Here is a 25,559-nt window from a genome sequence, read left to right on the forward strand (position 1 = left end):
CGCGCGCGGGGTCCATGGGCGTGGCGGGGTCCATGGGCGTGGCGGGGTCCATGGGCGTGGCGGGGTCCATGGGCGTGGCGGGGTCCATGGGCGTGGCGGGGTCCATGGGCGTGGCGGGGTCCATGGGCGTGGCGGGGTCCATGGGCGTGGCGGGCGTCCAGCCGTTGGACAGGGCCCAGCGCACCATGCTGGGGCCGCTGGCGATGGTCTCCAGGCAGCCGTTCGTCCCGCACGAGCACGGCTCGCCATCGCGATCCACGATCACGTGACCCACGTGGCCGGCGTTGCCCGTCCCGCCGAGGACCGGACGCCCGTCCAGGATGAGGCCGCCGCCGACGCCGGTAGAGACGACGATGCCCAGGAGCGAGTCGGCGCCGTGTCCCCCGCGCCACCACTCCCCCAGCGCCATGCACTGCCCGTCACCGGCCAGCGCCACGTCCGCGCCGGGCACGAGGCGGCGGACGGTGTCCGCCAGCGGGAAGCCCCGCCAGGCCGGGATGTTGATCGGGGAGACGGTTCCGGTGAGGACGTCGAGCGGGCCGGCCGATCCGATCCCGACGGCGCGCAGGCCGGGGGTGCGGAAGTCGGCGACGAGGTCGCTGAGCGTGGCGGTCGGGTCGGTCCCGATGGGCCGCTCCTCGCGCCGCAGCAGCGTGCCGTCGGCGGTGATGTGGGCGGCGGCGAACTTCGTGCCGCCGATGTCGAGCGCGAGCACCGTCATGCCTGCCGCCCTTCCGACGAGAGTCCTGGAACCGCCCGGTACAGGCTGCTCAGGCCGGTGAGCCGCGCGCCGCGCAGACCGCCGCGCAGACCAGCGCGCAGACCGCCGGGCAGACCGGCGTGCGGACCAGCGCGCAGCCCAGCGCACAGACCGGCGCGCAGACCGCCAGGCAGACCGGCGCAAAGACCGGCGGGCAGACCGGCGGGCGGACCGACGGGCGGGAACGCGGCCTGTTCCGCGCCGAGCCGCACCCCGTCGATCACCGCCTCGCCCTCGACGCACAGCACGATCCCCGGGACACCGCCGGACAGCCGGCGCGGCTCCAGGCCGGTGAGCGTCAGCCCGCACCGCATCACGTCGTCGGAGTTCGTCATGACGTTCACTTGGCCGCGCCCTGGGTCAGCCCGTTGTAGATGAAGCGCTGGAGCAGCAGGAACACGGCCAGCGTCGGCACGATCACCAGGATCGCGCCCGCCGAGATGTTCTCCCAGTGCGCCCCGAACGGCCCCTTGAACCGGAACAGCGACGTCGAGATCGTGCCGAGCCCCTGGTCCGGCATGTAGAGGAAGGGAATGTAGAAGTCGTTGTAGACGGCGATGCCCTTGACGATGACGACGGTCGCGATGGCCGGCTTGAGCAAGGGCAGGATGATCTTTCGGTAGATGGCGAAAGAGGAGGCGCCGTCGAGGCGGGCGGCCTCGTCCACGGAGATCGGGATGCTCCGGATGAACTGCAGGAAGATGTAGATCGCGACGATGTCGGTGCCGAGGTACAGCATGATCGGGGCCAGCCGGGTGTTGAACAGGCCGAGCTGGTCGACCACCTGGAAGGTGGTGACCTGGGTGGTGATGCTGGGGACGAGCGTGGCGAACAGGAACAGGGCGACGACGAGCTTCTTCAGGCGGAAGGTGAACCGGTCGATCGCGTAGGCGGCGGCCGAGCCGATGAAGACCGTGCCGGTGATCGACACCACGAGGATGATGAAGGTGTTGAGCGCCGCCTCCGCCATCCGTCCCTTCTCGAAGGCCGTGAAGTAGTTGGCCAGGTTGAACCAGTCGCCTGGCGGCGTCAGCGGGCCGCTGCCGGCCGCGAGCTCGTCGGACGTCTTCAGCGAGGTGAGCAGCACCACCCCGAGCGGCAGCAGGACGACCAGGCTGGCCAGGATCAGCGACAGGTACTTCAGGGTGCTCGCCACCCTGGCGCGGACGGCGGTGGTCACGAGGTCGCCCTTTCTTCAGGAACGATCCGCCGCTGCGCCCAGGCCACCAGCAGGATGATGACGAGGAGCACGACGGCGGCGGCCGAGGCCAGGCCGGTCTTGTTGAAGCGGAAGGCGAGCTTGATGGTCTGGATGACGAAGGTCTCGCTCGCGCCGGCGCCGCCGGTCATGATGTACGGGATCTCGAAGACCGACAGGCAGCCGGAGACGGCCAGGATCGCGGTCAGCCCGATGAGAGGGCGCAGGCTGGGCACGATGATGAAGCGGAACTGCTGCCACCGGTTGGCCCCGTCGAGCTCGGCGGCCTCGTACAGCTCCGGCGCGATCGACTGGATGGCGCCGAGGAAGAGCACGAAGTTGAGCCCCATGTAGCGCCACACCGAGACGCCGGCCAGCGAGTAGTTGACCAGGTCGGGGTCGCCGAGCCACAGGTGCTCGCCGCCGACGCCGAAGAGCCTCAGCACGGTGTCGAACGTGCCGCCTTCCTGGAAGAAGTAGAGGAAGACGAAGCCGATGGCCACCCCGTTGATCAGGTAGGGGAAGAACAGGATGCCCTTGAACAGGTTGCGGAAGCGGGTGTTGAAGCTGAGGACGGTGGCGAAGTACAGCGCGAGCACGATCTGCAGGACGGCGGCGCCGAGGTAGTAGGCGCTGGCGACGAAGACCCTGAACAGCTCGGGCCGGGTGAAGATCTCGAAGTAGTTCTCGAGACCGGTGAAGGTGTAGTCGGGGCTGACGCCGTCCCAGTCGGTGAAGCTGTAGACGATCATGTTGATGATCGGCACGTACGAGAAGGTGATGAGCAGGGCCAGCGGCACGAGCAGGAACAGCCAGGGGGTCAGGCCCTGCCTCCAGCGGCGGCGCGGCCGATGCCGGGAGTGCCGCGCCGCGTCCTGCGGTCGCGGGCCTCCCGCCGGGCCGCGCTTCAGGGATGACGAGATCGGTGTCATCTCTGCCTTTCTTCGGTCAGCTCGCGGCGCCGGCGCGCCGGATCGGGCCGGCGCCGCGAGTGGGGGTGTCAGGCGGTGGCCTGCTGGCCTTCCACCGAGCGGGGATGTCGGGCGGCGGGTGGAGGGCGGCGGCCCCCCACCGGGCGATGTCAGGTCGCGGCGGCCTCCCACCGGGCGGGGGTGTCAGGCGGCGGCCTGCTGGGCGGGGGTGTCAGGCGGCGGCCTGCTGGCCGGCCTTCCAGCGGGCGGACAGGTCGGCGAGCACGCTGTTCAGGTCGCCCTTGGCGGCTCCGCGGGCGACGTCGATGAGCTTCTGCCGGTAGTCGGGCGACTTGATCCCGACCTCGGACTCCTTGTCGATGTTGTCGACCAGGATGCGCTGGTCGGTCTCCAGCTCGATGAGCTTGACGCCGCCGTCGCTGTACGGCTTCAGCGCCGAGGGCAGCGGGTCGGACTTGACGGGCGAGACGCCCTGGTTGGTGGCGGAGAAGCCGGACTTGTCGACGAACCAGTCGAGCCAGGCCCGCGCCGCCGCCTTGTTCGGGGAGTGGCTGTTGACGGCGTACTGGTAGTCGGGGTTGAGCACCGAGCAGAACGAGCCTCCCGCCTGGGAGGGGAAGGGCATGAAGGCGATGGAGTCGGGGCTCTGGCCGGCCGTGGTGGCGGCGGCCTGCATCTGCGGGATCGCCCAGGAGCCGAGCCACATCGCGCCGATCTTGCCGGTGGCGATGAACTTCTTGGAGTCCTCCCAGTTGGTGGTGGTCGGGTCCTTCTCCGTGAGCTGCTGCTGGACGGCGTTGAACAGCAGGGAGTCGATGACGTTGAGGTCCTTGCCGGGGGCCCACGGGTCCTCGGTGGTCATCGCGGACTCGGCCTTGACGTCGCAGGTGACGGAGCCGTTGCCGTTGGTCCAGTTGCTGAGCGGCCAGCCGTCCTTGTAGTTGGTGTAGAGCGGGGTCGCGCCGGTCTTGTCCTTGACGGCCTTGAGCCCGGTGAGGAACTCCTCCGGCGTCTTGGGCCAGTCGGTGACGCCGGCCTTGGCCCACAGGTCCTTGTTGTAGACGAAGCCGTTGGCCGAGGCGAAGGAGACGATGCCGTAGACCTGGTCGTTCACCGTGCCGGACTGAACGAACTTGTACTTCTGGGACAGGTCGGCGGCCGAGCCGAGGGGGGCGAAGAACTTGGGGTAGTCGCCCTTGGCGATGTTGTTCGGGATCAGCAGCACGTCACCGTAGTTCTCGGTGTTCATGCGGATCTTGACTTCGCCCTCGTAGTCGGTGATCGCCTCGAACTTGACCTGGACGCCGGGGTAGACCTTGACGAAGTCGTCGGCGTACTTCTTCATCGTGCCGTCGTTCACCAGGTCGGTGCGGTTGGTCAGTACGGTGATCTCGCCGGAGACCTTCGACGGGTCGCTCGCCGCCGTGGCGGGCGCCGTGCTCTTTCCGCTGCCGCCGCAGGCGGCGGCCAGCGCCGCGGTCACCGCGAGGGCCAGACCGGTCAGCGCAAGTCTGCGCATCTCACACCATCTCCTAAGGGAAGCACCGTGGTTGCGGTGAACAGTGGCATGTCGCGTTTAGGCGTAAAAGGGACGAAGCACTGAAGATACATAACCGTTACAAGGCGTTCAGTGCAGACGTCGATCGAGGTGTGGAGTGAGCTGGGAAAACAACTACTAGAGCGGTTTAGTAGCTGGAAGGCATGCAAGGGCCGCTCACAGTGACAGGCGGGGTCAGCGAGCCCTGGCGGTGGTGCCGCGCGGGACGAGCACGGGTGTCGGCACCGCGCCCACCTCGGCGTGACCGCTGTCGATGAGGTCCATGAGCCGGCGCGTGACCTCGGCCCCGAAGGCGAAGACGTCGTGACTCATGGCCGACAGCGGCGGATGGGTGAGCCGGCAGAGCTGGGAGTCGTCCCAGGCCAGCAGGGACAGCTCGGACGGCACGGACACGCCCATCTCCGTGGCCACGGACAGGCCGGCCACGGCCATGATGTCGTTGTCGTACAGGATGGCCGTGGGCCGCTGGGCGGAGGCGAGCAGCGCCCGCGTGGCGCGGGCGCCCTGCTCGCCGGAGAAGTCGGTGGGCAGGATCCTGCCGGGCTCCAGGTTGAGGTCGGCCACCGCCTTGGCGAACGCCTCACTTCTGATCATGCTGTGCCCGAGAGTGGCGGGGCCGCCCACCCGCGCGAGCCGCCGGTGCCCGAGCGCCGCCAGGTAACGCACCGCCTCGGTGACCGCCGCGCCGTCGTCCGTCCAGACCGACGGCAGCCCGCCGGTCAGGTCGGGATGACCGACGGCGATCACCGGCAGGCCCAGCGCCGCGATCGGCGCGACGCGCGGGTCGTCGAGGGTGAAGTCGACCATGATGGAGCCGCTGATCTGCTTGCTGCGGCCCCAGCCGTCCAGGACGCCGATCTCCTCGCCGACGTCGTGCACCAGCCGTAGCAGCAGCGAGTGCGACCGCTCCACCAGCACGCTCTCGATGCCGGAGACGAACTCCATGTAGAACGGCTCGAGCCCCAGCATGCGGGCCGGCCTGGCGATGACCAGCCCCACGTTGCTGACCTGCGTCGAGGCCGACGACAGGGAACGGGCGGCCTGGTTGGGCAGCCAGCCCAGCTCGCGGGCGGCCTTGAACACCTTCTCCCGCGTGGCCGCGGACACCCCCGGCTTGTCGTTCATCGCCAGCGACACCGAGCCCTTGGACACTCCGGCGCGCGCGGCGACCTCGGCGATCGTCACCTTCCCGCCCGGGCGGGCGGCAGCTCTCATGGCCGGGGAACCCCTTCCGCCGCGTTGACAGAGAACAGCGCCGACCGTACGGCGTCCGCGCCGACGCCGGCGGCGTCGGCCAGGCCGCTCACCGTGATCGTGACGCTCTCGCCGGGCAGCAGCGTGACCAGCCCGCGGTCGGCGGTCGCCGCGGGGCCGAGCCGGTCGGCCTGCAGCAGCAGGTCGCGGACGAAGGCGCGGGCGGTGATCACAACCATGAGCGTACCGCCGGAGGCGTCCAGCCGCAGGTCGAGTTCGGCGGGCGGGTAAGCGAACTCCTTGTCGGGCCCGCCGAGCACGACGTCGCGCAGGTCACCGGCGTCGGCCACGAGCAGCTCGCCCGCGGCGTCCTTGATCTCGGCCACCTCGGCCGTCAGCGGCAGCAGCGCGACCGAGCGCGGCGGCACGGTGAACGGCACGTGCTCCTCGGCCAGGCCCGTCCCGTCGGCGCGCAGCCTGCGCACGACGGCGGTGCCCTGCCAGGGGTCAGGCGACTGGTTGTCGGCGGCGAGCACGCGGGCGCCGTCCCTGCTCTGGAAGGTCAGCAGCCGGTCGGCGTACAGGCGGCGCAGCTCGTGGTAGAGCGGCTTGAGCCGCTCGGCCCCGTCGATGGCCGCCCACGAGGTCACCGGCCAGCAGTCGTTGAGCTGCCAGACGACGGTCCCGCCGCAGACCGGCCAGTGGGAGCGCCAATGGGCGACGCCGGTCGCGATGGCGCGGGCCTGGTTGACCTGGGTGAGGTAGTGCCACTGGTCGAAGTCGGCGGGGACGCTGAAGTGGTGGGCCAGGCCCCGGTCGAGCTTGCCGTTGCCGTCCTCGGCCTTCTGGTGGTGCAGCATGCCGGGCGAGGTCGAGGTCAGCGGGTCGTCGCCGAGCCATTCGCGCAGGGTGGCGTGGGCGGGCGGCGCCTGCCAGCCGAACTCGGCGGCGAAGCGCGGCACGTGGTCGAGGTAGTCGCTGTAGTCGCGGCGGTTCCACGCCTCCCAGAAGTGGGAGGGCCCGTGCGCGGGGTCGTTGGGGTGGTGGTCCCACGAGCCCGACCAGGGGCTGCCCGCCTGGTACGGCCGGGTCGGGTCCAGCTCGGCCACCACGCGCGGCAGCAGCCCGAGGTAGTAGCCCTCGCCCCAGCTCTCGCCGTTCAGCTTGGGCTCCCAGCCCCAGTCGCGAAAGCCCCACAGGTTCTCGTTGTTGCCGTTCCAGAGCACGAGGCTGGCGTGCGGGCTGAGCCGGGTGACGTTCTCGCGGGCCTCGGCCTCGATCTCGCCGCGCAGCGGCTGCTCCTCGGGGTAGGCGGCGCAGGCGAACAGGAAGTCCTGCCAGACCATCAGGCCGAGCTCGTCGCAGGCGTCGTAGAAGGCGCGGTCCTCGTAGATGCCGCCGCCCCAGACGCGGACCAGGTCCACGCCCGCCTCGGCGGCCTGGACCAGGCGGCGGCGGTAGCGCTCGGGGGTGATGCGGGCGGGCAGGGCGTCGTCGGGGATCCAGTTGACGCCGCGGGCGAAGATCGGCTGCCCGTTGACGCGCAGGGTGAAGGCGGTGCCGTGCTCGTCGGGCGCGCTGTCCAGCTCCACCGTGCGGAAGCCGACGCGCCGCTCCCACCGGTCCAGGACGCGGCCGGCGTCGGACAGGGTGACGACGCAGTCGTAGAGGGGCTGGTCGCCGTACCCGCGCGGCCACCACAGCTCGGGCCCCGGCACCTCCAGCTCGATCACCGCGTCGTCGGAGGAGACGGCCCGGGTGGCGGTGTGCCCGGCGGCCTCGATGGTGAGCGTCAGCTCGCGGCCCGCGCCGGAGGCGGTGCGCTCCAGCTCGACATGCGCCTCGATCCTGCCGGTGCCGGAGCCAGAGCCGAAGCCAGAGCCGAAGCCGGAGCTGGTGACGGAGCTGGTGACGGAGCTGGTGACGGAGCTGGTGACGGAGCTGGTGACGGAGCCGGAGCCGGAGCTGGTGACGGTGACGAGCGGCCGGACCGAGGCCAGCCTGGCGGTGCTCCAGCTCTCCAGCCGCACCGGACGCCAGATGCCGGCGGTGACCAGGGTGGGCCCCCAGTCCCAGCCGAAGGAGGCGGCCATCTTCCTGATGTAGTTGAACGGCTCCGGGTACTCGTTCGGCCGCGCGCCGAGGCGCTCACGCAGCCCTTCCGCCTCGGTGTACGCCGAGGTGAACAGCACCGACAGCGCCGAGCCGTCACGCACGCGGCCGGTCACGTCGAACCGGTAGGAGCGGTGCATGTTGCGGGTCTCGCCCAGCTCCTCGCCGTCCAGCAGCACCCTGGCGACGGTGTCGAGCCCGTCGAAGACCAGGTCCGTGCGCTCGAAGCCGGGCGGCGCGGCGGCCAGCGCGGTGTCATAACGCCAGTCGGCCCGGCCCGCCCACGCCACCTCGACCTCGTTGAGATCACGGTAGGGGTCGGGGATCAGCCCGGCCGCCAGGAGGTCCGCGTGAACGCAGCCGGGCACCTCGGCGGGCACGGCGTCGTCGCGCAGACCGGCGACCTCGGCGGGGGCCGCGCCGCCCGCCAGCCGGAGCGTCCATCCCGAGTCCAGCGACCTACTCTGCTTCGTCAACCTGCCTGCTCCTTGATCATCACAATGGGACAAACGCCCCCAGACGTCCGACAAGGTAGCGATTTCCACCTGAACATGTCTAGACCGTTTTAGGTCTTCGCTGAACCAGCAGGTCGTGGAGGCGGCTCAGGACCCCTGCCGACGTCGGGGCGGCGAGCAGGCCACTGAACCGAGTCAGCCGAGTGTTAAGCGACCGTGTCTTGCAGGTTTCGGGCCGTTGACATCGTTGTCGCGGCAGTTCTATCTTCAGGGCACTTATTCGGTAAAGCAATCGTTCAGCCGAATCCGAGAAAGGCCCAGCCCCATGCGATCCCTCCGATGGGCGAGCCTCGCCGCGGTCGTTCTGGCACTCTCCCTGGCCCCGCCCGCGCACGCTGCCCCCACCCCCACGGACCTGAGCTCGCTGAACACCCGGTTCGTGACCCGCTCCGACTCCCGCCTCAGCCTCGACGGCAAGCCGTTCCGCTTCGCCGGCACGAACATCTACTGGCTCGGGCTGGACGAGAACGTCGGCGGCGTCGCCTACCCGACGTTCTTCCGCATCCGGGACGCCCTCGACACGGCCAAGGCCATGGGCATGACCGTGGTGCGCTCGCACATGCTGGCCTCCACCGGCAACCCCCTGTCGATCCTGCCGTCGAAGGAGGCGGGCTTCAACGAGGAGGCGTTCGCGACGGTGGACTACGCGATCGCCTACGCCGGCTCGATCGGCCTGCGGCTGATCCTGCCGCTGACCGACGAGTGGTCCTACTACCACGGCGGCCACCGCGACTTCACCGACCCCTACGGCCTGCCGTCGGCGGCGTTCTACACCGACGAGCGGGTGATCGCCGACTACCAGGCCTACGCCGGGCACGTGATGCGCCGGGTCAACCCGCTGACCGGCAAGGCCTACAACGCCGACCCGACGATCATGGCGTGGGAGTTCGGCAACGAGCTGGAGGGCATGACCCTCGACTGGATCAACCGCAACGCGACCGCGTTCAGGAAGTGGGCGCCGCGCCAGCTCATCGCGGCCGGCCGCCGCTTCGAGATCGACCCCGACACGCTCGCCGCGCCCGGCGTGGACATCGTGGACGTGCACTACTACCCGCCGACCGCCGAGCGGGTGCGCGCCGACGCGGCCACCATCACCGGCGCGGGCAAGGTGTACATCGGCGGCGAGTACGCCTCGACCGCGGCCACCAAGGAGCTGCTGACCCCGCTGGCCGAGGACCGCGATGTCACCGGCATGCTGTCGTGGTCGCTGTTCGGCCACCACGACCGGGGCGGCTTCGTCCAGCACGACGACGGCTTCACCCTGCACTATCCCGGCGACGACGAGCGCATGCGGGCCTCCGTCGAGGCGCAGATCGCCTTCGCCGACCAGGTCTCCCCGTCGAGGCGCCCCGCCCGCGTGGGGCCGCCGCTCATCGTCGCGGTGGGCAAGCGCGGCGGGCTCAACGAGCTGAGCTGGCGCGGCGCGGCCGGCGCCGCCGGGTACGTCGTGGAGCGCTCGCAGCGCGGCCGGTGGAGCGCCGCCCACCAGGGGCTGCTCACCGACAACCAGACGCCGTGGCTCGACACGGGGACGACGGGCGAGGTCACCTACCGGGTCGTCCCGGCCGGCCGCGACGGCCGCCGCGGCACGGCCTCCGAGCCGGTGCGGGTCACCCGCTCGCAGGTCGTGCTGGTGGACCCGCTGCAGACGACGGACCTGGCCGACGGCCACGAGAACGTCACCATCACCCCGGCGGCGGCCGTCGCCGAGGGCGAGGCGTGGCTGTCGTGGAGCCGCCCCGGGCTGCGGCAGGTGCGTTTCGACGTGGCGGGGCGGCCCCGCGTGCGGGTGCAGGTCTCCGGCGACGGCTCCGCCTGGCGCACCGTGCGGCACGAGAGCGAGGACGGCCAGGTGACGGCCGACGCCGGCGGCGCCGGTCACGTCCGCGTGCTGTGGAGCGGCGGCAAGGGGCTGACCCGCGCCACCCTCTGGTCGGCCGACCCGGCCCCCGTCTCCGCGCCGCCGGCCGCGCCCGCGCCGCTCACCCCGGCTCAGGACGCCCGTGACGTGCTGGGCACCCCGGCGTTCACCTGGAGCCCGGCCGCGGGCGCGGGCCACTACACGCTCGTCGTCTCCGAGCACGCTGACCTGAGCGACCCCGTGCTGACGGCCACCGCGATCACCGGGACGGAGCACAAACCGGCCGAGGAGCTCGAACCCGGCGTCACCTACCACTGGCGGGTCACCGCGGTCAACGCGGCCGGCCGCACCCACGGCGCGGTGTCCTCGTTCGCCACCCGCCCGCTGCCCACCGCCCCCGCCGTCGTGGACGACTTCACGGGCTACGCCGACTCGGCCCAGCTCGCCGCCGCGTACGTGCGCAACCCCGGCGGCGACCCGATCACCCCGTCGCTGGCGCCCGGCCAGGACCTGCGGCTGGACTACACGCTCGGCGGCGCTGGGTACGCGGGCGTCACGCGTACCTTCTCCCCCGCCCTGGACGTGTGGGGGCAGCACGGCCTCGAACTGCGGCTCGCCCAGACCGGCGCCGCCGCGAAGATCACCGTCCAGTTCGTCACCGGCGGCGTCTACTTCGAGCACACCCTGGACGCCGCGCCGGACGGCGTGGTCCGCATCCCGTTCACCGAGTTCGACCATCCGAGCTGGGCCGGCGCGGGCCCGCTCGACCTGACCCGCTTCGAGCAGCTCTCGTTCTACGCCGGAGGCGGGCCGGGCACCGGCACGCTCACCGTCGACCAGGTCACCGCCTATCCCACCCCTTAGGAGACCGGGTCACCGCCTATCCCACTCCCTAGGAAAGGAAACCCCGCGATGCGCACCCCCCGCACCCTGTTACTGACCCTGGCGGTGGCCCTGGCCACCGTCGCGAGCCTGGCCACGCCCGCGCTGGCCTTCCCCGCCGCCACCCGGGCCGACCTGATCGGCTTCCTGAACGGCATCTCCGGCCAGTACACCCTGTCGGGCCAGCACAACCGCGAGCCCAACAGCGACCCCACCAAGTACACCCGCGTCGCCCAGAGCATCACCGGCCAGACGCCCGGCCTGTGGGGCGGCGACTTCCTGTTCGCCTCCTCCGACGTCTCCAGCCGCCAGACGATGGTCAACGAGGCCATCCGCCAGTGGCAGGGCGGCTCCGTGGTGGCGCTGACCTGGCACATGTGCCCGCCCACCACCGGTTCCACCTGCGGCTGGGACTCGGGTGGCGTGCTCAGCCACCTGTCCGACAGCCAGTGGAGCCAGCTCGTCACCAACGGCACGAGCCTCAACAACGCCTACAAGGGCCGGCTCGCCGAGGCCCTGCCCTACCTGCGCCAGCTCCAGAACGCCGGGGTGCCCGTGCTGTGGCGGCCCATCCACGAGATGAACGACGGCTGGTCCTGGTGGGGCGGCCGGCCCGGCGCGAACGGCAGCCGCAAGCTCTACCAGATCACCTACGACTACTACACCTCCCAGGGCCTGACGAACCTCGTGTGGGTGTGGAACGTCAAGGACGTCAGCATGGGCTCCATCGGCGAGTACTGGCCGGGCTCGTCGTACGCCGACGTGGCCTCGCTCGACGTGTGGGCCAAGCTGGAGCCCTCCTCCTCCGACTACCAGGCGATGCTCAACGTCGCAGGCGGCAAGCCGATCTCCCTGGCCGAGGTGGGCCGCGCCCCCAGCCCCGCGCTGCTCAACGCCCAGCCGCGCTGGACCTGGTTCATGGTGTGGGCCGAGTGGCTGACCAACCCGTCGTACAACACCAACGCCAGCGTGCAGGCGAGCTACTTCGGGCCGCGCGTCCACAACCGCGGCGAGTTCACGATCACAGGAGGAGGCGGCGCCACCCGTACGGGGAAGATCAAGGGGCTCGGCGGCAAGTGCGTGGACGTCGCCGCCGCCAACCCCGCCAACGGCACCAAGGTGCAGCTCTACACCTGTGACGCCAACGGCAGCGCGCAGGCGTGGACGGTCGGCTCCGACGGCACCATCCGCGCGCTCGGCAAGTGCCTGGACGTGGCCGGCGGCGTCAACGCCGACGGCACCAAGGTGCAGATCTGGGACTGCACGAGCGGCAACGCCAACCAGCGGTGGACCTACGACTCCGCCACCCAGCGCCTGACCAGCGCAGCCACCGGCAGGTGCCTGGACGCGACCGGGCAGAGCCCGGCCGACGGCACCGCGCTGCAGATCTGGAGCTGCACCACCAACGCCAACCAGAAGTGGACCTTGCCCGCATGAGCAGAGTGCTCACCGTCCTGCTGACCCTTCTCGCGCTCTGCGTGGCCGTCCCGGCCGCGCAGGCCGCGGACTCCTACCGGGAGAAGCTGGACGACTTCTCGGCCTACGCCGACAGCGCCCGCCTGTCGGCCGCGTACACGCCCAACCCCAACGGCGGGACGAACACCGCCACGCTCGTGCCCTCACCGTTCGGCGCCGGACTCGGCAACGCCATGGCGTTCGCCTACACGCTGACCGGCGGCTACTCGGGCCGCTCCCGGCCGGTGAACGGCTACTGGCCGGGCCTGCGGGCCGTCGAGCTGTGGGTCGCCAACGCCACGCCCGGCCAGGACGTGCTGCTGCAGCTCTCCGACGGGGCCTCCTACGAGGCGCACCTGAACGCGGTGCCCGGCTTCGACCCTGCCTCGGCGCAGCCGCAGCACCTGATGATCCCGATCGGCTCGTTCACCCCCAAGACGGGCACGGGGACGATCAACACGGCGGGGATCACCTCGTTCGCCCTCTACGTCAACCAGGTCGGCGACGTCCGGGAAGGAAGCATCACGCTGGACGAGATCGAGCTGGTCTTCGACGAGAAGCCGTACGTGCCGGAGGTGTCCTTCCCCGGCGGCACGCTGACCGCCGACCGGGTCGGCAACCTCGTCACCGTCCTGAACGACGCCGCCGTGCTGCCCGCCGGCGCGCGGATCGTCCAGGCCCGCTACACCTCGGACAACGCGGCCGTCCTGCCCTCCTCCGGCGACAGGTTCGCCCCCAAGGGCGACTTCGCCGGCAACGGCAGCACGGTCGTCCGGCTCCAGCAGCTCAAGCTGCACCAGAACGGCGTCACCTTCACGGTGGACCAGGACGTGAGCCTGCGGGTGCGGGTGCGTAACCTGCCGCCGCGCGTGGACGTGACCGCGTACCTGAAGGGCCTGACCGGCAGGGGCATGCTCTCGGCCATGCACCACGACCAGTCGTACGCCGACCCGCTCAACGCCGACGTGCTGCACCAGCGGGTGGCCAACCAGTTCGGCGTGTACCCGGCCCTGTACAGCGCCGACTTCCTGACCGGCGGCACCGTCCCGTACCGGCAGAACATGATCGGCGAGGTGCAGCGGCAGTGGGCCGGCGGCGACCTGGTGCAGATCATGTTCCACGTCTCGCCCCCGCAGTACACCGTCGCGCAGGAGCGCGAGGGCGGCTGGGGCGGCGACCAGGCGCACGAGACGCTGCCCGGCCCGAACCGGATCTTCAGCTACCTCTACAACGACCAGTGGAAGGAGCTGATGACCGAGGGCACCCCGCTCAACCGCAACTGGAAGCTGCGCATGGACGAGTACGCCCGCCACCTCCAGCAGTTGGAGGACGCCGGCGTGACGGTGCTGTTGAGGCCCTTCCACGAGATGAACCAGCACGTGTTCTGGTGGGGCGGCCGGCCCGGCCTGACCGGCAGCGCGGGGCTGTACCGGATGTTCCACGACTACCTGGAGGTCGAGAAGGGGCTGTCCAACATCGTCTGGGTGTGGAACATCCAGGATCTGCCGGACGATTACGGCTGGGCCGACGGTGACCCGAAGTTCGACCGCTACGAAGGGCTCGAAGGCGGCCTGGCCGAGTACGACGCCAACGACTGGTCGTCCTTCAGCCCCGGCGAGGACTACTACGACGTGCTGTCGGTGGACTTCTACGACGCCGAGGGCTACGCCGCCCGCCACTACGAGCAGGCCAGGTCGATCGCGAGGCGCGACGGCAAGCCGATGATCATCGGTGAGACGTTCGTCCTCCCGTCGCAGGCCGAGCAGGCGGCCCAGCCGGACTGGACGCTCGCCATGCCGTGGGGCGTGCGCACATGGAACTACAACACCCCTGAGGCGATGGCCGCGTTCTACCACAACAGCATCGGCGCCGACGGCGTGCCGCGCCTGGCCACCCGGCGCAACGTCATCGACCCGCTGCCGCGCGTCTCCGTGGAGGCCACGTCGGACGGCCGCGAGCCCGGCACCGGCGCGGTCCTCACGTTCGTCAGGCCCGCGCACTCCGCGGGCGAGGCGCTGACCGTGCGCTACGTCGTCCACGACGACCGGGACACGCGGGCCGGGCGGGACTACGCGCCGCTCGACGGGCGCGTCACGTTCGCGGCCGGTCAGACCACGGCCACCGAGACGGTCCGGGTGCTCGACCGGCGCGGGCACTCGCCCGGCGGGCGGACGGTCACGGTCACGCTGCTGCCCGGCAGGGGGTACCGCGTGAGCGCTCCCGCCGCGGCGACCGTCCGGATCCTTCCGGAGGGCTGACGGGGGTGCGGCGGTCTCCCCCGCGCGGGTCGTGCAGGAAGCGCAGAGATCGCCATGACCGGGACCGTGCCAAGCGGCCAGACCTCTACCTGGCCCCCCGGAGGCGGCGCCGTACCTGGGCCAGGCGTTCGGCGATGTGATGGGCGCGGTCCCTGGCCTGCTGGGCGCGTTCGGCGGCGGCCCGCGCGCGCTGGGCGGCGGCGCCGGCCTGCAGTGCGGCCGAGCGGGCTATCTCCCGGTTGAGCGGGAGCAGCACCGAGGCCAGGTCCTGGAAGTCTGAGTGATCGGGAGGAAAATGTGAATGAGGCATGGAATGGCATTCCCGAACGGGGACCCTCTCCGGGCGATGGTGTGCCGCTAGGGCGATGTCCGGCGAATCGGACCGCCATCGCAGGGAGCGTCCCTCAGGCAGATGGCCGATCACTCACCTCGTTGAGCGAGCCGGCCAGCCGCAGGGCACCGGCATGAACCAGGCGGTGCCGTCCGGCCAGATCAACAAAACACGCGATCAAGCGCTGTCACCCTTCACGGTACGCGCCTTTCCGCGGGCTGGCGAGGCGTGACCGGCGGAGCGACCGCGGTGAGTGGCCGGGATCTCGAACCCGTACGCCTCACCGAGGGCCCGGACGTCCTCGAGATCCTTGTCCTGGGGCGGGTACGCCGTCTTGAACCTGAACATCCATTCGGCGCCGACGCACCGCACCTCCTGCCCCGCGATGACCCCCGTGCCCGTCAGCGAACCATGGGGATATTCGATCCCGTACGTGTTGCGGCCCTGGTCGTCGTACTCGAACACGTGAACGTCGACGCTGCTGCTGCCTTTCGCGACGACGTAGCTCCAGTCGGTCGTGTCCTGCCGTGGTATCGGCGCGTAGCCCCATCGGCCGAACAGCTCCCTGAGGCGCCGCGCGTGCTCGCGGGCGACGGCGAGGTCGAGGTCGGAGTGTTCGCGGGTCTGCCTGCCGAGAAGCGCGTCCACGCACCATCCGCCGTCGATCCAGACCGGGACGCCCTCGGCGTCGAGATCGCGGTAGATCGCGAGGACTTCGTCGGCGTTCACGTGTGCAGCGTAATGCGACAGGATGGGACGCGGGCACTCGCCTGACGGCACCGACGGGAGCTTCCATGGTCAAGGCTTATGTCTTTCTCGCACTCGGCGTCCTGCTGGCCCTGACCGGGCTGGTGTGGACCTTGCAAGGGCTGGGGATCGTCGGCGGCAGCGTGATGAGCGGCGTCACCACCTGGGCGATCATCGGCCCGATCGTGATCGTGGTGGCGCTGGTCCTCGCCTCCATCGGGCTCCGGCGGCTGACCGGGCGCGGCCGGTGAGGGCCGCACTCAGCGGGAGGTGAGGCGGGCCGCACTCAGCGCGGGGTGAGGCGGGCCGCACTCAGCGGGGGGTGAGGCGGGGCGCCCGGTTCTCGATGGCCTGGGCGGCGTCGAGGATGAGCCGTTCGGTGAATCGCCCGCCGACGAGCTGAACGCCGACCGGCAGCCCGTCCGTCACCCCCACCGGGACGGTGACCGCGGGCACGCCCAGCACGGGCACGGACGTCATCGGCCACTGCGCCGCGAACAGGCCGCGCGCCCGGTCCGGGTCGGTGATGTCGGCGTCCTGCTCGAACGGCGGCTCGGCCGAGGCCGGGGTCAGCAGGACGCGGTTGGTGCCGAGCAGCTCCTGCAGCCGGGTGATCAGCGTCGCGCGGCGGGCCCAGCCCTGGATGTAAGCCGAAATATCCGGCTTCTCGCCCCACAATTCCGCGGCGGCCTCGTAGAAGTGGGCCATGTTCAGCCGGGTCGCCTCGTCGCCGATCTCCAGCATGCCGGGCAGCAGGGGCCGGGTGTCCTCGGCGAGCAGCAGGTGCCAGAGCCGCGCCGCCTCGCCGAGCAGCGGCAGCTCCAGCTCCTCCACCTCGTAGCCCGCCTCGCTCAGCCACCGCGCCGCGGTGTCCAGGGCGTCGCTGACGGACCGGTGCGGGGTGGCCATGCCCACGTCCCGCACCAGCCCGACCCGGATCGGCCCGGCCTGCGGGACGGGCTCGGGCAGGGCGGGGATGCCGAACGGGTCACGCAGGTCCGGGCTCGCCATCGCGTACAGGGCGGTGCGCGCGTCGGCGACGGTTCTGGCCAGCGGGCCGTGCACCGCCCAGGCCTGGAAGGTCAGCGGGCCCTCCAGCTCCATGTCCCCGGGGGCCGTCCAGCCGGACACGAGGCCGACGGTCGGGCGGATGCCGACCAGCCCGCAGCAGGCGGCGGGGTAGCGGATCGACCCGGCGATGTCGTTGCCCTGCCCGATCGGTGTCATGCCGGCGGCGACGCCGCTGGAGGCGCCGCCGCTGGAGCCGCCGGGGGTGCGCGCGTGGTCCCACGGGTTCAGCGTCCTGCCGTGCGGGTCGTTGGCGGAGAACCAGCGCAGCGAGAAGGCGGGCGCGTTGCTCCGGCCGAGGAAGATCGCCCCCGCGTCGCGCAGGGCGGCGACGCACGCGTCGTCGCCCCTGGCCATCGCGCCGGCCGCGACCGACAGGCCGTTGCTCATCAGCCGCGACTTCTGCCCTGTGTTGATCTTCGTTGACACCGGCACGCCGTGCAGCGGGCCCAGGCTCTCGCCGGCGGCCACCGCCGCGTCGGCCCGGCGCGCGTCGGCCAGCGCCTCCTCCGGACGGACGTCGAGCAGGGCGTTCAGCACGGGATTGACCTCCTCGATCCTGCCCAGGCAGGACTGCACCACGTCCACCGCCGAGATCTCCCGGGTGCGGATTCCAGCCGCTAGCTCGGTCGCCGACCACTGCCAAAGTTCCATGCCTGCTCCTGGGCGAAGGGGGGATGCCGAGGAGAGTACGTGATGCAACAAAGATGTACAACAGTGTTGTATCTCAGGCTCGTTCTGGTTAGCCTCCCGTCCATGCCGGTGGAAATCGACCTCGCCCAACGCCTCGCGACCATCGCCGAAGCCACGCTGGACATCGTGGCGGCCGACGGCATCGACGGCGTGAGCATCAGAGCCGTGGCCAAGCGGATCGGCGGCTCCACGACGCTCGTCACCAACTACCTGCCCACCCGGGAGGCCCTGCTGCGCAACGCCGTCGAGCACGCGATCCAGTCGTGGGCCGGGGAGGTCGGCCAGGTCGTCGATCAGGCGCCCGCCGCCGAGCGGCTGGCCGTCGTCGCCCGCTGGGCGTGCTCGACCACCGGCAACGACCAGGTGCTGCGGCGGCTGTTCATGGAGATCCTCGGCCGTGCGCAGCCCGAGTCGGAGGCGCTCATGGTGCTCAGGCAGGACGCCCGGCAGAGCCGGGACCTGCTGGCCGACGCCGCCCGCGACGCCGGGGCGGCCGACCCCGCGTTCACCGCCGACCTCGTGCACCTCGTCCTGCGCGGCTTCTACGTCTCCAGCCTGGAAGACCCCGAACGCTGGAACAGCGACAGCGTGACCCCCGTGATCGACCGGCTCGTCCGCCTGCTCATCAACTGAACGCCCGCCCAGCTCGTGAAGGGCCCACCCCCCATGAGACATCCCCGCCCCGCCGCCCTCACCGCGGCCCTCCTCACCTGCGCCCTCACCGCCTGCGCCGGCAGTAACGCCTCCGGCAAGGCGGCCGGCCCGTCCATCACCACGTCCGTCCCCGCCGCCACCGCCGAGGTCGGCGTCATCACCTGGAACGTTCCCGCCGGCGAACCTCCGACGCTGGACCCCGCCCGGTCCGCCATCGAGTCCGTCAGCACCATCGTGGCCAACCTGTGCGAGGGCCTGTTCACGCTCGGCCCCGGCTACCGGCCCGAGCCCGCCCTGGCCACGTCCGTCGAGCACCCCGACCCGCTCACGTACGTGATCCACCTGCGCGCGGGCGTCACCTTCTGGAACGGCGACCCCGTCACCACCGAGGACGTCCTCTACAGCGTCCAGCGCATCCTCGACCCCAAGCTCGGCTCGTCCTGGATCGGCTGGGCCGCCCACCTGGACGGCATCAAAGCCACCGGCGACGACGAGATCACCGTCAAGCTGAAGAAGCCGGACGTCGTCGTGCCGAACTTCTTCGCCATGCCCGCCTTCCACGTCGTGCAGAAGAGCTACGCCGAGAAGGCAGGCAAGGACTTCGGCACCGCCGCGGGCGGCGTCATGTGCACCGGCCCGTACAAAGTGGACGACTGGGCGCAGGGCAGGCAGATCACGCTGACCCGCAACGACGCGTGGTGGAACCCGGCGAGGCCCAAGGTCAAGGAGGTGCGCTTCACGTTCGTCACCGACCCGGCCGCCCAGGTCGCCGCGCTGGCCGGCGGCGACGTGGACGGCCAGTTCAGCGTCCCGCGCGCCGCCCACGACCAGCTCGCCGCCAAGGGCCGCCTGCTGTACGGGGCGAGCCTGGCCACCACGTTCCTGTCGGTCATCAACCCGGACGGCGCGCTCTCCGACCTCGCCACCAGGCAGGCGCTGCACGCCCTGATCGACTACCAGGGGATCATCCAGTCGGTCTACCGGGGCACCGCGCAGCCGCTGCGGGCGCTGGTGCCGCCGCAGGCCTGGGGCTACGGCCGAGACGTCTACCAGGCCGAGTACGACAAGCTCCCCCAGCCGGCCCAGGACCTCGCCAAGGCCAGGAGCCTCGTCGCCGGGTCGGCCAAGGCCAAGGAGAAGCTGGTGCTCGCCTACACCCCCGCCATCGAGGAGGAGAACCGGATCGCCACCGCGGTCGCCGACGCCGCCACCCAGGCGGGCATGCGCGTCGAGCTGCGACCGCTGACCGCCGAGCAGTTCGGCGCCGTGTTCTCCTCGCCGCAGGCGCGCGCAGGCATCGACCTGCTCCTGTCGAGCGGCTACCTGGACTTTCCCGAGCCGCTGGCCTACTACCAGTTCTTCACGACCGGCAACTTCTACAACTTCGGCGGATACCGCAACAAGGACTACGACGTCGCCATCGCCGCCGCGACGGTCACCGACGACGCGGACGCCCGCGCCAAGGAGGTGGCCAAGGCCCAGGCCATCATGGCCAGGGACCTGGTCAACATCCCGATCGCGACCCAGTACGTCAGCGTCTACCACCGCTCGGGCCTGACCGGGCTGGTGCCGCGGCAGAGCTACCTCAACACGCCGTGGGCGGCCGAGCTGGGAGGGGCGTGATGGCGGTCGCGGCCTGGCTCGGGCGGCGTGCCGTCGCCGCGCTGGTCACCCTGCTGGTGGCCTCGATCCTCATCTACGGCGCGCTCCGGCTGGTTCCGGGCGATCCCGTCCTGGCGGTGAGCGGGGGGCGGCGCCTCACGCCCGGCCAGATCGAGGCCCTGCGCGAGGCGTACGGCCTGAACCAGGGGCTCGTGCAGGGCTATCTGGACTGGATCGGCGGTGTGTTCCGCCTGGATCTCGGCACCTCGATGACGTACCAGACCGGTGTCACCTCGCTGCTGGCGAGCAGGCTGGGCGTGTCCGGGCTGCTGGTCGCGTACTCGGCGGCGCTGGCGATCGGGTTCGGCTCGGCGGTGGCGCTGGTGTCGGCGGTCAAGGGCGGCCTAATCAACAGGGTGACGTCGATCGTGGCGGCGGTCACCACGGCCACGCCGACGTTCGTCGCGGCGATCGGGCTGCTGTCGCTGTTCGCGGTCGGGCTGGGCTGGTTCCCCGCCACCGGCGCGGGCACGGGCCTGGCCGACCGGCTGTGGCATCTGACGCTGCCCGCGGCGGCCATGGCGATCGCCGCTTTCGGCGTCCTGGCCCGGGTGGGCAACGCGGCCTTCGCCGGCGAGCTGAGCCGCGAGCACGTGGACGTGGCGCGTGGCCGCGGGGTGAGCGGCGGCGCGGTGATCCGCCGGCACGTGGTGCGCAACGCGCTCGCGCCGCTGCTGACGGTCGCCGGTCTGCTGGTGGCGAGCCTCTTCGTGGGCACCGCCGTGGTGGAGACCGCGTTCGGCGTGGACGGCGTCGGCTCGCTGCTGGTCAGCTCAGTGTCGCGGCGGGACTTCCCCGTCGTGCAGGGCATAGCGCTGGTCGCGGTCGTGCTGTTCGTCCTGGTCAACACGCTGGTGGACCTGGCGCTGCCGGCCATCGACCCGCGCGTGACCGCCGGCGGGCCGGCCCGATGACGCTGACCATCCCCGCGCTGCGGGCCAGGGCCGCCAGGCGGCGGCGCAGGCCGCTCGGCGTCACGCTCGCGGTCGCCTTCCTGGCGCTCGCCGCCGTCACCGCGGTGCTCGCGCCGGTGCTGGCGCCGCACTCGCCGGCCGCCACCAGCCTGCTGAACTCGCTGGCGCCGCCGGGAACGGACGGGCACCCGCTGGGCACCGACTCCACCGGCCGGGACGTGCTGTCGAGGATCATGTACGGGGCGCGGCTCTCGCTGCTCGCGCCGCTCGGCGTGGTGCTGCTGTCCGGGCTGCTGGGCACCGTGATCGGCCTGGTCGCGGCCCGCGCCGGAGGGTGGGCCGACGCCGTGCTCTCCCGGGGCATGGACATCGTCTTCGCCTTCCCCAGCCTGCTGCTGGCGATGCTGGTGGTGGCGGTGTCCGGCCCTGGGCTGGCCGCGCCGATCTGCGCCCTGGCCGTCGGCTACACGCCCTTCGTCGGGCGGGTGGTGCGCAGCATGGCGATCCAGGAGGGCGCGCGCCCGTACCTGGAGTGCTACCGCGTCATGGGCTTCGGGGAGCTGACGGTGGCGGTCCGCCACCTGCTGCCCAACGTGCTGCCGGTCCTGCTCGCGCAGAGCGCGCTGGCGTTCGGCTACGCGCTGGTGGACCTGGCGGCGCTGTCCTACCTCGGGCTGGGCGTGCGGCCTCCGGACGCGGACTGGGGCTCGATGATCGCCGAGGCGCGCAGCGCCATCCTCCAGGGCGAGCCGTGGAGCGGGCTGCTGCCCGGCCTCGCGGTCATGCTGACGGTCGTCAGCGTCAACGTGCTGGGCGAGCACCTCGGGGCCGCCGTCTCCGGCGACCGGCGGGAGGTGGCGTGATCATGGGCGAGGACGTGCTCGGCATCACGCGGCTGGGCCTTGCCATCGGCGCGGGCGAGCGGGCCGTGCCGCTGCTGGCCGACGTCACCGTACGGGTGCGGAGGGGAGAGACCGTCGGCCTGGTCGGCGAGTCGGGCTCCGGCAAGTCGCTCACCGCCCGCGCCGCGCTCGGCATGCTGCCGCGCGGGGCGCGGGCCACCGGCGGGGTCACGGTGTCGGACGTGGACGTGCTCGGCGCGGACAGCAGGACGCTGCGCGAGCTGCGGCGCACCCGCGTGTCGATGATCTTCCAGGATCCGCGCGCGTCGATCAACCCCGTGCGCCGCGTCGGCGACTACCTCACCGAGGGGCTGCGCGCCCGCGGCGTGCCCGCGCGCGCCGCCGCCGAGCGGGCCGCCGACCTGCTCGGCCGGGTCGGCATCCGGGATCCGCGCGGCGCGCTGCGGCGCTTCCCGCACCAGTTCTCCGGCGGCATGCTGCAGCGGGTCGTGATCGCCGGCGCGCTGTCCACCGAGCCGGAGCTGCTGCTGGCCGACGAGCCGACCACCGCGCTGGACGTGACCACCCAGGCCGAGGTGATCGGCCTGCTGCGCGACCTCCAGCGGGAACGCGGCACCGGCATGTTGTTCGTGACCCACGACCTCGACCTGGCCGCCGCCGTCTGCGACCGCGTCTACGTCATGTACGCCGGCCGCATCGTCGAGGAGGCCCCCGGCGCCTCGCTGTTCGCCGCGCCCGCGCACCCGTACACGAAGGCGCTGCTGGAGGCGAGCCCGTCCGTGCACGGCGACAAGGTCGCGATCAAGGCGATCGCGGGACGGCCGCGGTCGCTGGCGGAGTCCCCGCCCGGCTGTTCGTTCCGCGACCGCTGCCCGCTGGCCGGGGACGACTGCGCCGGGCAGGTGCCCGCCCACCGCCCGCACGGGGCGTCGTCCGCCGCGTGCCTGCACCTGGGAGGGGTGACGCCGTGACCGCACCCGTGCTGGCCGTCACGTCACTGGTGAAGAGGTTCGGCTCCGTCGCCGCGGTGGACGGGGTGAGCTTCGAGCTGATGCCCGGCGCCTCGCTCGGCATCGTCGGCGAGTCGGGATCGGGCAAGACCACCGTCGCCCGCGTCCTCGCCGGGCTCGAACGCCCCACCTCGGGGACGGTCACGCTGGCCGGCGAGGTCGTCACCGGGCACTCCCGCCGCACCCGGCTACGGCGGGCCCGCCTGCTGCAGCTCATCTTCCAGGACCCCTACGGCTCGTTCGACCCGCGCCGGAGCATCGCCGCGTCCATCGCCGAGCCGCTGCGGCTGCACCGGCCGGGCTCCCGCGAGCGGCACCGGGCCCGCGTCGCGGAGCTCCTCGACCAGGTCGGGCTCGGCAGCCGGGCCGCTCGGTCGCTGCCGCGCGAGCTGTCGGGCGGCCAGCGGCAGCGCGCCGCGATCGCCCGCGCGCTGGCCGTCGAGCCGCGCGTGCTCGTGCTGGACGAGGCCGTCGCCGCGCTCGACGTCTCCATCCAGGCCCAGATCCTCACCCTGCTCGACGGGCTGCGCCGGGACACCGGCATCGCGTACGTGTTCGTCAGCCACGACCTCGCGGTCGTCCGCCACATCACCGACTCCGCCCTCGTCATGCGGCACGGCCGGGTGGTGGAGCGCGGCGAGACCGAGCGGATCCTGCGCGACCCCCGCCACCCTTACACCCGCCTGCTGCTCGACTCGATCCCCTCCCCCGGCTGGGACCCCGGCCGGGTGGCCAGGGACCGGCGGGCGCTCGACCAGCATCCATCCCACGGAGAATCCGCATGCTCGACATCCACCGTGTAGGCCCGGCGGCCGTGCCGGACGACGCCGTCCAGGTCATGATCCCCATGCGGGACGGCGTCCGGCTCGCCGCCGACCTCTACCTCCCGCAGCCGCCGGATCCCCGCCCCGTCGTGCTGGTGCGGCTGCCGTACGACAAGGACGGCGTGTACTGCTTCATGCCGCGCATCAGCCGCTACCTCCTGGCCCGCGGCTACCCGGTCGTCGTGCAGGACGTGCGCGGCAAGTACCGGTCGGAGGGGGCCACCGAGTTCGGGCTGCACGAGGTGGACGACGGCTACGACACGATCCAGTGGATCACCGGGCAGCCGTGGTGCGACGGCGGCGTCGTCATGTGGGGCGACTCCTACTACGGCTACACCGCCATCGCCGCGGCGATGAGCGGCCACCCCGCCCTGCGGGCCATCGCGCCGCGCGTCACCGGCTCCCAGCTCTCCACCACCCTGCGGTACGGCGACGGCACCCGCGACGTCGAGCAGACCACCCGCAAGCTGTACCTCGCCTCCCACTACGTGGACCAGGGCCGCTACGAGTGGCAGCCCGACTGGGGCGGCCGCCCGCTGCGGGCCACGTTCGAGGAGTTCTTCGACCGGATCGGCAAGCGCTCGGCCGGCTTCGACGCCGAGTTCGCGGGCGAGTCGAGATTCGTGCCGCCGCCGCTGAAGGCGCTGCTGGAGAGCCCTGCCGTGCCCGCCCTGTACACGATCGGCTGGTTCGACAACTGCGCGATCTGGTCCTGGCACGACGTCCACGCCCTGTCCCGCGACCCCGCCTGGTCCGGCGGGCTGCGCCTGCGACTGGAGGCCATCGACCACGAGAACTACTGGCTCGGCCACGCCCCCGTCGCCCCCGCCCACGACCACGCGGTCAGCCCCGCCGCGCTGGACGGCCTGCTGCCCCGCTACCTCGACCCGGCCGTCGAGTTCTTCGACGCCGTGCTCGGCCGTTCCGGCGAACCGGCGCGGCTGCCCCGCGTGCGGTACGAGATCTGCCACGGGGAGTGGCGCGAGAGCGACACGTGGCCGCCCCAGGAGGCCGCCGAGCTGGAGTACCACCTGTCGGCGTCGCTGCGCCTCACCGCGTCACCGGAGCCGGAGGCGAGCGTGCTGAGCTGGACCCACGACCCGTCCGACCTGGTTCCCTCCACCGGTTCGAACCCGTTCGCCGCCCTGTTCGACCGGGGGGATCTGGCCGCCGTGGGGGAACGCGCGGACGTGCTCCGCTTCACCGGGCCCTGCGCCGCCGAGGACGTCGATCTGATCGGCGTCGTGACGCTGACGCTGCGTCTGTCCGCTCCGGCCGGGGCGCACGTCCACGTCCGGCTGCTCGACCTGACGCCCGAGGGGGCCGCCCATCTCGTCGCCAAGGGGCAGGTGCGGCTCGACGCGCCGCTCGGCGAGGTCGTGGTGGGCCTGCAGAGCGTGGCGTACCGGCTGCGTGCCGGGCACCGGCTCGCCCTCGACCTCATGAGCAGCGACTTCCCCGACTACGTCGCCGAATGTCCGCCGGGGGCCGATCCGTGGGCGAGCCTGCCCGGTGAGCCCGTCACCCGCGAGATCACCGTCGGCGGGCCGCGCCCGTCCTGTCTGCGCATCGGCCCGGCACAGCCGCACGAGGAGACCCCGTGATGTCCTTCGCCCCCGCCCTGACCTTCGCGTTCGAGATCCGCGCGCGCCTCTCCCCCACCCTGCGCATCGGCGGGGGCGCCGAGTTCACCCCCATCGTCGGCGGCACCGTGGACGGGCCCAGGCTGCGCGGGACCGTCCTGCCCGGCGGCGGCGACTGGTCCGAAACGCGCGGCCAGGTCTGCCGGTTGAACGCCCGCTACCTCATCCAGGCGGAGGACGGCGCCGTCATCGACATCGTCAACCGCGGCTACTACCACGAGGGGGCCGGCAGCCCCGGCCAGTACGACGGCGCGCTGCGGGTGAGCGAGGCGGGCGTGTACTACCGGACCTCGCCCGTCTTCCGCACCGACGCGGCAGCGCACGCCTGGCTCGCCCGCACCGTCTTCGTCGGCCTGGCGCGCGACGGGGCGGGAGAGGACGAGGTCGTGATCCGCATGTACGCCGTCGGCTGAGTCGTCAGAGCA

General features: G+C 71.8%; 22 protein-coding genes. 12 read left to right on the forward strand and 10 right to left on the reverse strand.

Translation table 11 applies throughout. From position 1 onward, the window contains the following. The 7 genes from ABD331_RS41145 to ABD331_RS41175 form a co-directional block, all read right to left on the reverse strand. A partial coding sequence (locus ABD331_RS41145) for an ROK family protein (RefSeq protein WP_344487727.1) occupies positions 1-721 on the reverse strand: 721 nt, incomplete at its 3' end. Continuing rightward, a complete protein-coding gene (locus ABD331_RS41150) occupies positions 718-1,095 on the reverse strand; it encodes a hypothetical protein (protein WP_344487729.1) in 378 nt (125 codons plus the stop codon). The genes ABD331_RS41145 and ABD331_RS41150, both read right to left, overlap by 4 nt. A 5-nt stretch (positions 1,096-1,100) precedes the next feature. Continuing rightward, the gene (locus ABD331_RS41155) at positions 1,101-1,940 is read right to left on the reverse strand and encodes a carbohydrate ABC transporter permease (protein ID WP_344487731.1); all 840 of its coding nucleotides are present in this window, start codon (positions 1,938-1,940) and stop codon (positions 1,101-1,103) included. Then, a complete protein-coding gene (locus ABD331_RS41160) occupies positions 1,937-2,890 on the reverse strand; it encodes a carbohydrate ABC transporter permease (RefSeq protein WP_344487733.1) in 954 nt (317 codons plus the stop codon). Before ABD331_RS41160 ends, ABD331_RS41155 begins: the two co-directional genes overlap by 4 nt. A gap of 211 nt (positions 2,891-3,101) precedes the next feature. Next, a complete protein-coding gene (locus ABD331_RS41165) occupies positions 3,102-4,409 on the reverse strand; it encodes an ABC transporter substrate-binding protein (RefSeq protein ID WP_344487735.1) in 1,308 nt (435 codons plus the stop codon). Between the two features lie 213 nt (positions 4,410-4,622). Beyond that, positions 4,623-5,663 carry a LacI family DNA-binding transcriptional regulator gene (locus tag ABD331_RS41170; RefSeq protein ID WP_344487737.1) on the reverse strand — a complete coding sequence of 347 codons (1,041 nt, stop codon included), beginning with the start codon at positions 5,661-5,663 and terminating at the stop codon, positions 4,623-4,625. Next, on the reverse strand, positions 5,660-8,230 hold the full coding sequence (locus ABD331_RS41175; RefSeq protein ID WP_344487739.1) for a glycoside hydrolase family 2 protein: 2,571 nt from the start codon (positions 8,228-8,230) through the stop codon (positions 5,660-5,662). Before ABD331_RS41175 ends, ABD331_RS41170 begins: the two co-directional genes overlap by 4 nt. 304 nt (positions 8,231-8,534) lie before the next feature. On the opposite strand from ABD331_RS41175, the gene ABD331_RS41180 reads away from it, so the two are divergent. Genes ABD331_RS41180 through ABD331_RS41190 form a run of 3 tightly spaced genes read left to right on the forward strand, consistent with a single transcriptional unit; the run spans position 8,535 to position 14,725 of the window. Next, positions 8,535-10,994, forward strand: coding sequence for a cellulase family glycosylhydrolase (locus ABD331_RS41180; RefSeq protein ID WP_344487741.1), 2,460 nt, complete (start codon positions 8,535-8,537; stop codon positions 10,992-10,994). A gap of 48 nt (positions 10,995-11,042) precedes the next feature. Continuing rightward, positions 11,043-12,449 carry a glycosyl hydrolase gene (locus tag ABD331_RS41185; RefSeq protein ID WP_344487743.1) on the forward strand — a complete coding sequence of 469 codons (1,407 nt, stop codon included), beginning with the start codon at positions 11,043-11,045 and terminating at the stop codon, positions 12,447-12,449. Further along, a complete protein-coding gene (locus ABD331_RS41190; RefSeq protein ID WP_344487745.1) occupies positions 12,446-14,725 on the forward strand; it encodes a glycoside hydrolase family 26 protein in 2,280 nt (759 codons plus the stop codon). Before ABD331_RS41185 ends, ABD331_RS41190 begins: the two co-directional genes overlap by 4 nt. A gap of 85 nt (positions 14,726-14,810) precedes the next feature. On the opposite strand, the gene ABD331_RS41195 is transcribed toward ABD331_RS41190, so the two are convergent. Both ABD331_RS41195 and ABD331_RS41200 read right to left on the reverse strand, forming a co-directional pair. Next, positions 14,811-15,035 (reverse strand): hypothetical protein, encoded by a 225-nt coding sequence (locus tag ABD331_RS41195; RefSeq protein WP_344487747.1) that lies wholly within the window; start codon positions 15,033-15,035, stop codon positions 14,811-14,813. 198 nt (positions 15,036-15,233) lie between these two features. Beyond that, positions 15,234-15,785, reverse strand: coding sequence for a nucleotidyltransferase domain-containing protein (locus ABD331_RS41200; protein WP_344487749.1), 552 nt, complete (start codon positions 15,783-15,785; stop codon positions 15,234-15,236). A 65-nt stretch (positions 15,786-15,850) separates the two neighbouring features. Here ABD331_RS41200 and ABD331_RS41205 point away from each other — a divergent pair, with 65 nt between their 5' ends. Then, positions 15,851-16,054 carry a hypothetical protein gene (locus ABD331_RS41205; protein ID WP_344487752.1) on the forward strand — a complete coding sequence of 68 codons (204 nt, stop codon included), beginning with the start codon at positions 15,851-15,853 and terminating at the stop codon, positions 16,052-16,054. Positions 16,055-16,115: 61 nt separating this feature from the next. Here the strand turns inward: ABD331_RS41205 and ABD331_RS41210 are convergent, their stop codons facing one another. Then, complete coding sequence (locus ABD331_RS41210; protein WP_344487754.1) at positions 16,116-17,525, reverse strand: amidase; 1,410 nt, start codon at positions 17,523-17,525, stop codon at positions 16,116-16,118. A 102-nt stretch (positions 17,526-17,627) separates the two neighbouring features. Between ABD331_RS41210 and ABD331_RS41215 the strand changes: the two genes are divergently transcribed. The 8 genes from ABD331_RS41215 to ABD331_RS41250 are packed head-to-tail and all read left to right on the forward strand — an operon-like array spanning position 17,628 to position 25,547. Beyond that, positions 17,628-18,197 (forward strand): TetR/AcrR family transcriptional regulator, encoded by a 570-nt coding sequence (locus ABD331_RS41215; RefSeq protein ID WP_344487756.1) that lies wholly within the window; start codon positions 17,628-17,630, stop codon positions 18,195-18,197. Between the two features lie 33 nt (positions 18,198-18,230). Beyond that, entirely contained in the window at positions 18,231-19,841 is a 1,611-nt protein-coding gene (locus tag ABD331_RS41220; protein WP_344487758.1) for an ABC transporter substrate-binding protein, read from the forward strand. Beyond that, a complete protein-coding gene (locus tag ABD331_RS41225; protein WP_344487760.1) occupies positions 19,841-20,794 on the forward strand; it encodes an ABC transporter permease in 954 nt (317 codons plus the stop codon). The genes ABD331_RS41220 and ABD331_RS41225 overlap by 1 nt, the downstream gene beginning before the upstream one ends. Further along, positions 20,791-21,657 (forward strand): ABC transporter permease, encoded by an 867-nt coding sequence (locus ABD331_RS41230; RefSeq protein ID WP_344487762.1) that lies wholly within the window; start codon positions 20,791-20,793, stop codon positions 21,655-21,657. Before ABD331_RS41225 ends, ABD331_RS41230 begins: the two co-directional genes overlap by 4 nt. Positions 21,658-21,659: 2 nt before the next feature. Further along, positions 21,660-22,628, forward strand: coding sequence for an ABC transporter ATP-binding protein (locus ABD331_RS41235; RefSeq protein ID WP_344487765.1), 969 nt, complete (start codon positions 21,660-21,662; stop codon positions 22,626-22,628). Beyond that, positions 22,625-23,470, forward strand: coding sequence for an ABC transporter ATP-binding protein (locus ABD331_RS41240; RefSeq protein WP_344487767.1), 846 nt, complete (start codon positions 22,625-22,627; stop codon positions 23,468-23,470). The genes ABD331_RS41235 and ABD331_RS41240 overlap by 4 nt, the downstream gene beginning before the upstream one ends. Beyond that, positions 23,449-25,095 carry a CocE/NonD family hydrolase gene (locus ABD331_RS41245; protein ID WP_344487769.1) on the forward strand — a complete coding sequence of 549 codons (1,647 nt, stop codon included), beginning with the start codon at positions 23,449-23,451 and terminating at the stop codon, positions 25,093-25,095. Before ABD331_RS41240 ends, ABD331_RS41245 begins: the two co-directional genes overlap by 22 nt. Further along, the gene (locus ABD331_RS41250; RefSeq protein WP_344487771.1) at positions 25,095-25,547 is read left to right on the forward strand and encodes a DUF3237 domain-containing protein; all 453 of its coding nucleotides are present in this window, start codon (positions 25,095-25,097) and stop codon (positions 25,545-25,547) included. Before ABD331_RS41245 ends, ABD331_RS41250 begins: the two co-directional genes overlap by 1 nt. Positions 25,548-25,559: the final 12 nt, after the last annotated feature.

The organism is Nonomuraea monospora (assembly GCF_039531895.1).
GTDB lineage: Bacteria > Actinomycetota > Actinomycetes > Streptosporangiales > Streptosporangiaceae > Nonomuraea > Nonomuraea monospora.

What these genes read in the sequence shown, in the direction of transcription:
- ABD331_RS41185 (WP_344487743.1), top strand. Translation starts at nt 11,043, where the DNA reads ATGCGCACCCCCCGCACCCTGTTACTGACCCTGGCGGTGGCCCTGGCC.
- ABD331_RS41245 (WP_344487769.1), top strand. Translation starts at nt 23,449, where the DNA reads ATGCTCGACATCCACCGTGTAGGCCCGGCGGCCGTGCCGGACGACGCC.
- ABD331_RS41160 (WP_344487733.1), bottom strand. Translation starts at nt 2,890, where the DNA reads ATGACACCGATCTCGTCATCCCTGAAGCGCGGCCCGGCGGGAGGCCCG.
- ABD331_RS41170 (WP_344487737.1), bottom strand. Translation starts at nt 5,663, where the DNA reads ATGAGAGCTGCCGCCCGCCCGGGCGGGAAGGTGACGATCGCCGAGGTC.
- ABD331_RS41150 (WP_344487729.1), bottom strand. Translation starts at nt 1,095, where the DNA reads ATGACGAACTCCGACGACGTGATGCGGTGCGGGCTGACGCTCACCGGC.
- ABD331_RS41220 (WP_344487758.1), top strand. Translation starts at nt 18,231, where the DNA reads ATGAGACATCCCCGCCCCGCCGCCCTCACCGCGGCCCTCCTCACCTGC.
- ABD331_RS41205 (WP_344487752.1), top strand. Translation starts at nt 15,851, where the DNA reads ATGGTCAAGGCTTATGTCTTTCTCGCACTCGGCGTCCTGCTGGCCCTG.
- ABD331_RS41180 (WP_344487741.1), top strand. Translation starts at nt 8,535, where the DNA reads ATGCGATCCCTCCGATGGGCGAGCCTCGCCGCGGTCGTTCTGGCACTC.
- ABD331_RS41250 (WP_344487771.1), top strand. Translation starts at nt 25,095, where the DNA reads ATGTCCTTCGCCCCCGCCCTGACCTTCGCGTTCGAGATCCGCGCGCGC.
- ABD331_RS41165 (WP_344487735.1), bottom strand. Translation starts at nt 4,409, where the DNA reads ATGCGCAGACTTGCGCTGACCGGTCTGGCCCTCGCGGTGACCGCGGCG.
- ABD331_RS41235 (WP_344487765.1), top strand. Translation starts at nt 21,660, where the DNA reads ATGGGCGAGGACGTGCTCGGCATCACGCGGCTGGGCCTTGCCATCGGC.
- ABD331_RS41190 (WP_344487745.1), top strand. Translation starts at nt 12,446, where the DNA reads ATGAGCAGAGTGCTCACCGTCCTGCTGACCCTTCTCGCGCTCTGCGTG.
- ABD331_RS41215 (WP_344487756.1), top strand. Translation starts at nt 17,628, where the DNA reads ATGCCGGTGGAAATCGACCTCGCCCAACGCCTCGCGACCATCGCCGAA.
- ABD331_RS41195 (WP_344487747.1), bottom strand. Translation starts at nt 15,035, where the DNA reads ATGCCTCATTCACATTTTCCTCCCGATCACTCAGACTTCCAGGACCTG.
- ABD331_RS41210 (WP_344487754.1), bottom strand. Translation starts at nt 17,525, where the DNA reads ATGGAACTTTGGCAGTGGTCGGCGACCGAGCTAGCGGCTGGAATCCGC.
- ABD331_RS41230 (WP_344487762.1), top strand. Translation starts at nt 20,791, where the DNA reads ATGACGCTGACCATCCCCGCGCTGCGGGCCAGGGCCGCCAGGCGGCGG.
- ABD331_RS41225 (WP_344487760.1), top strand. Translation starts at nt 19,841, where the DNA reads ATGGCGGTCGCGGCCTGGCTCGGGCGGCGTGCCGTCGCCGCGCTGGTC.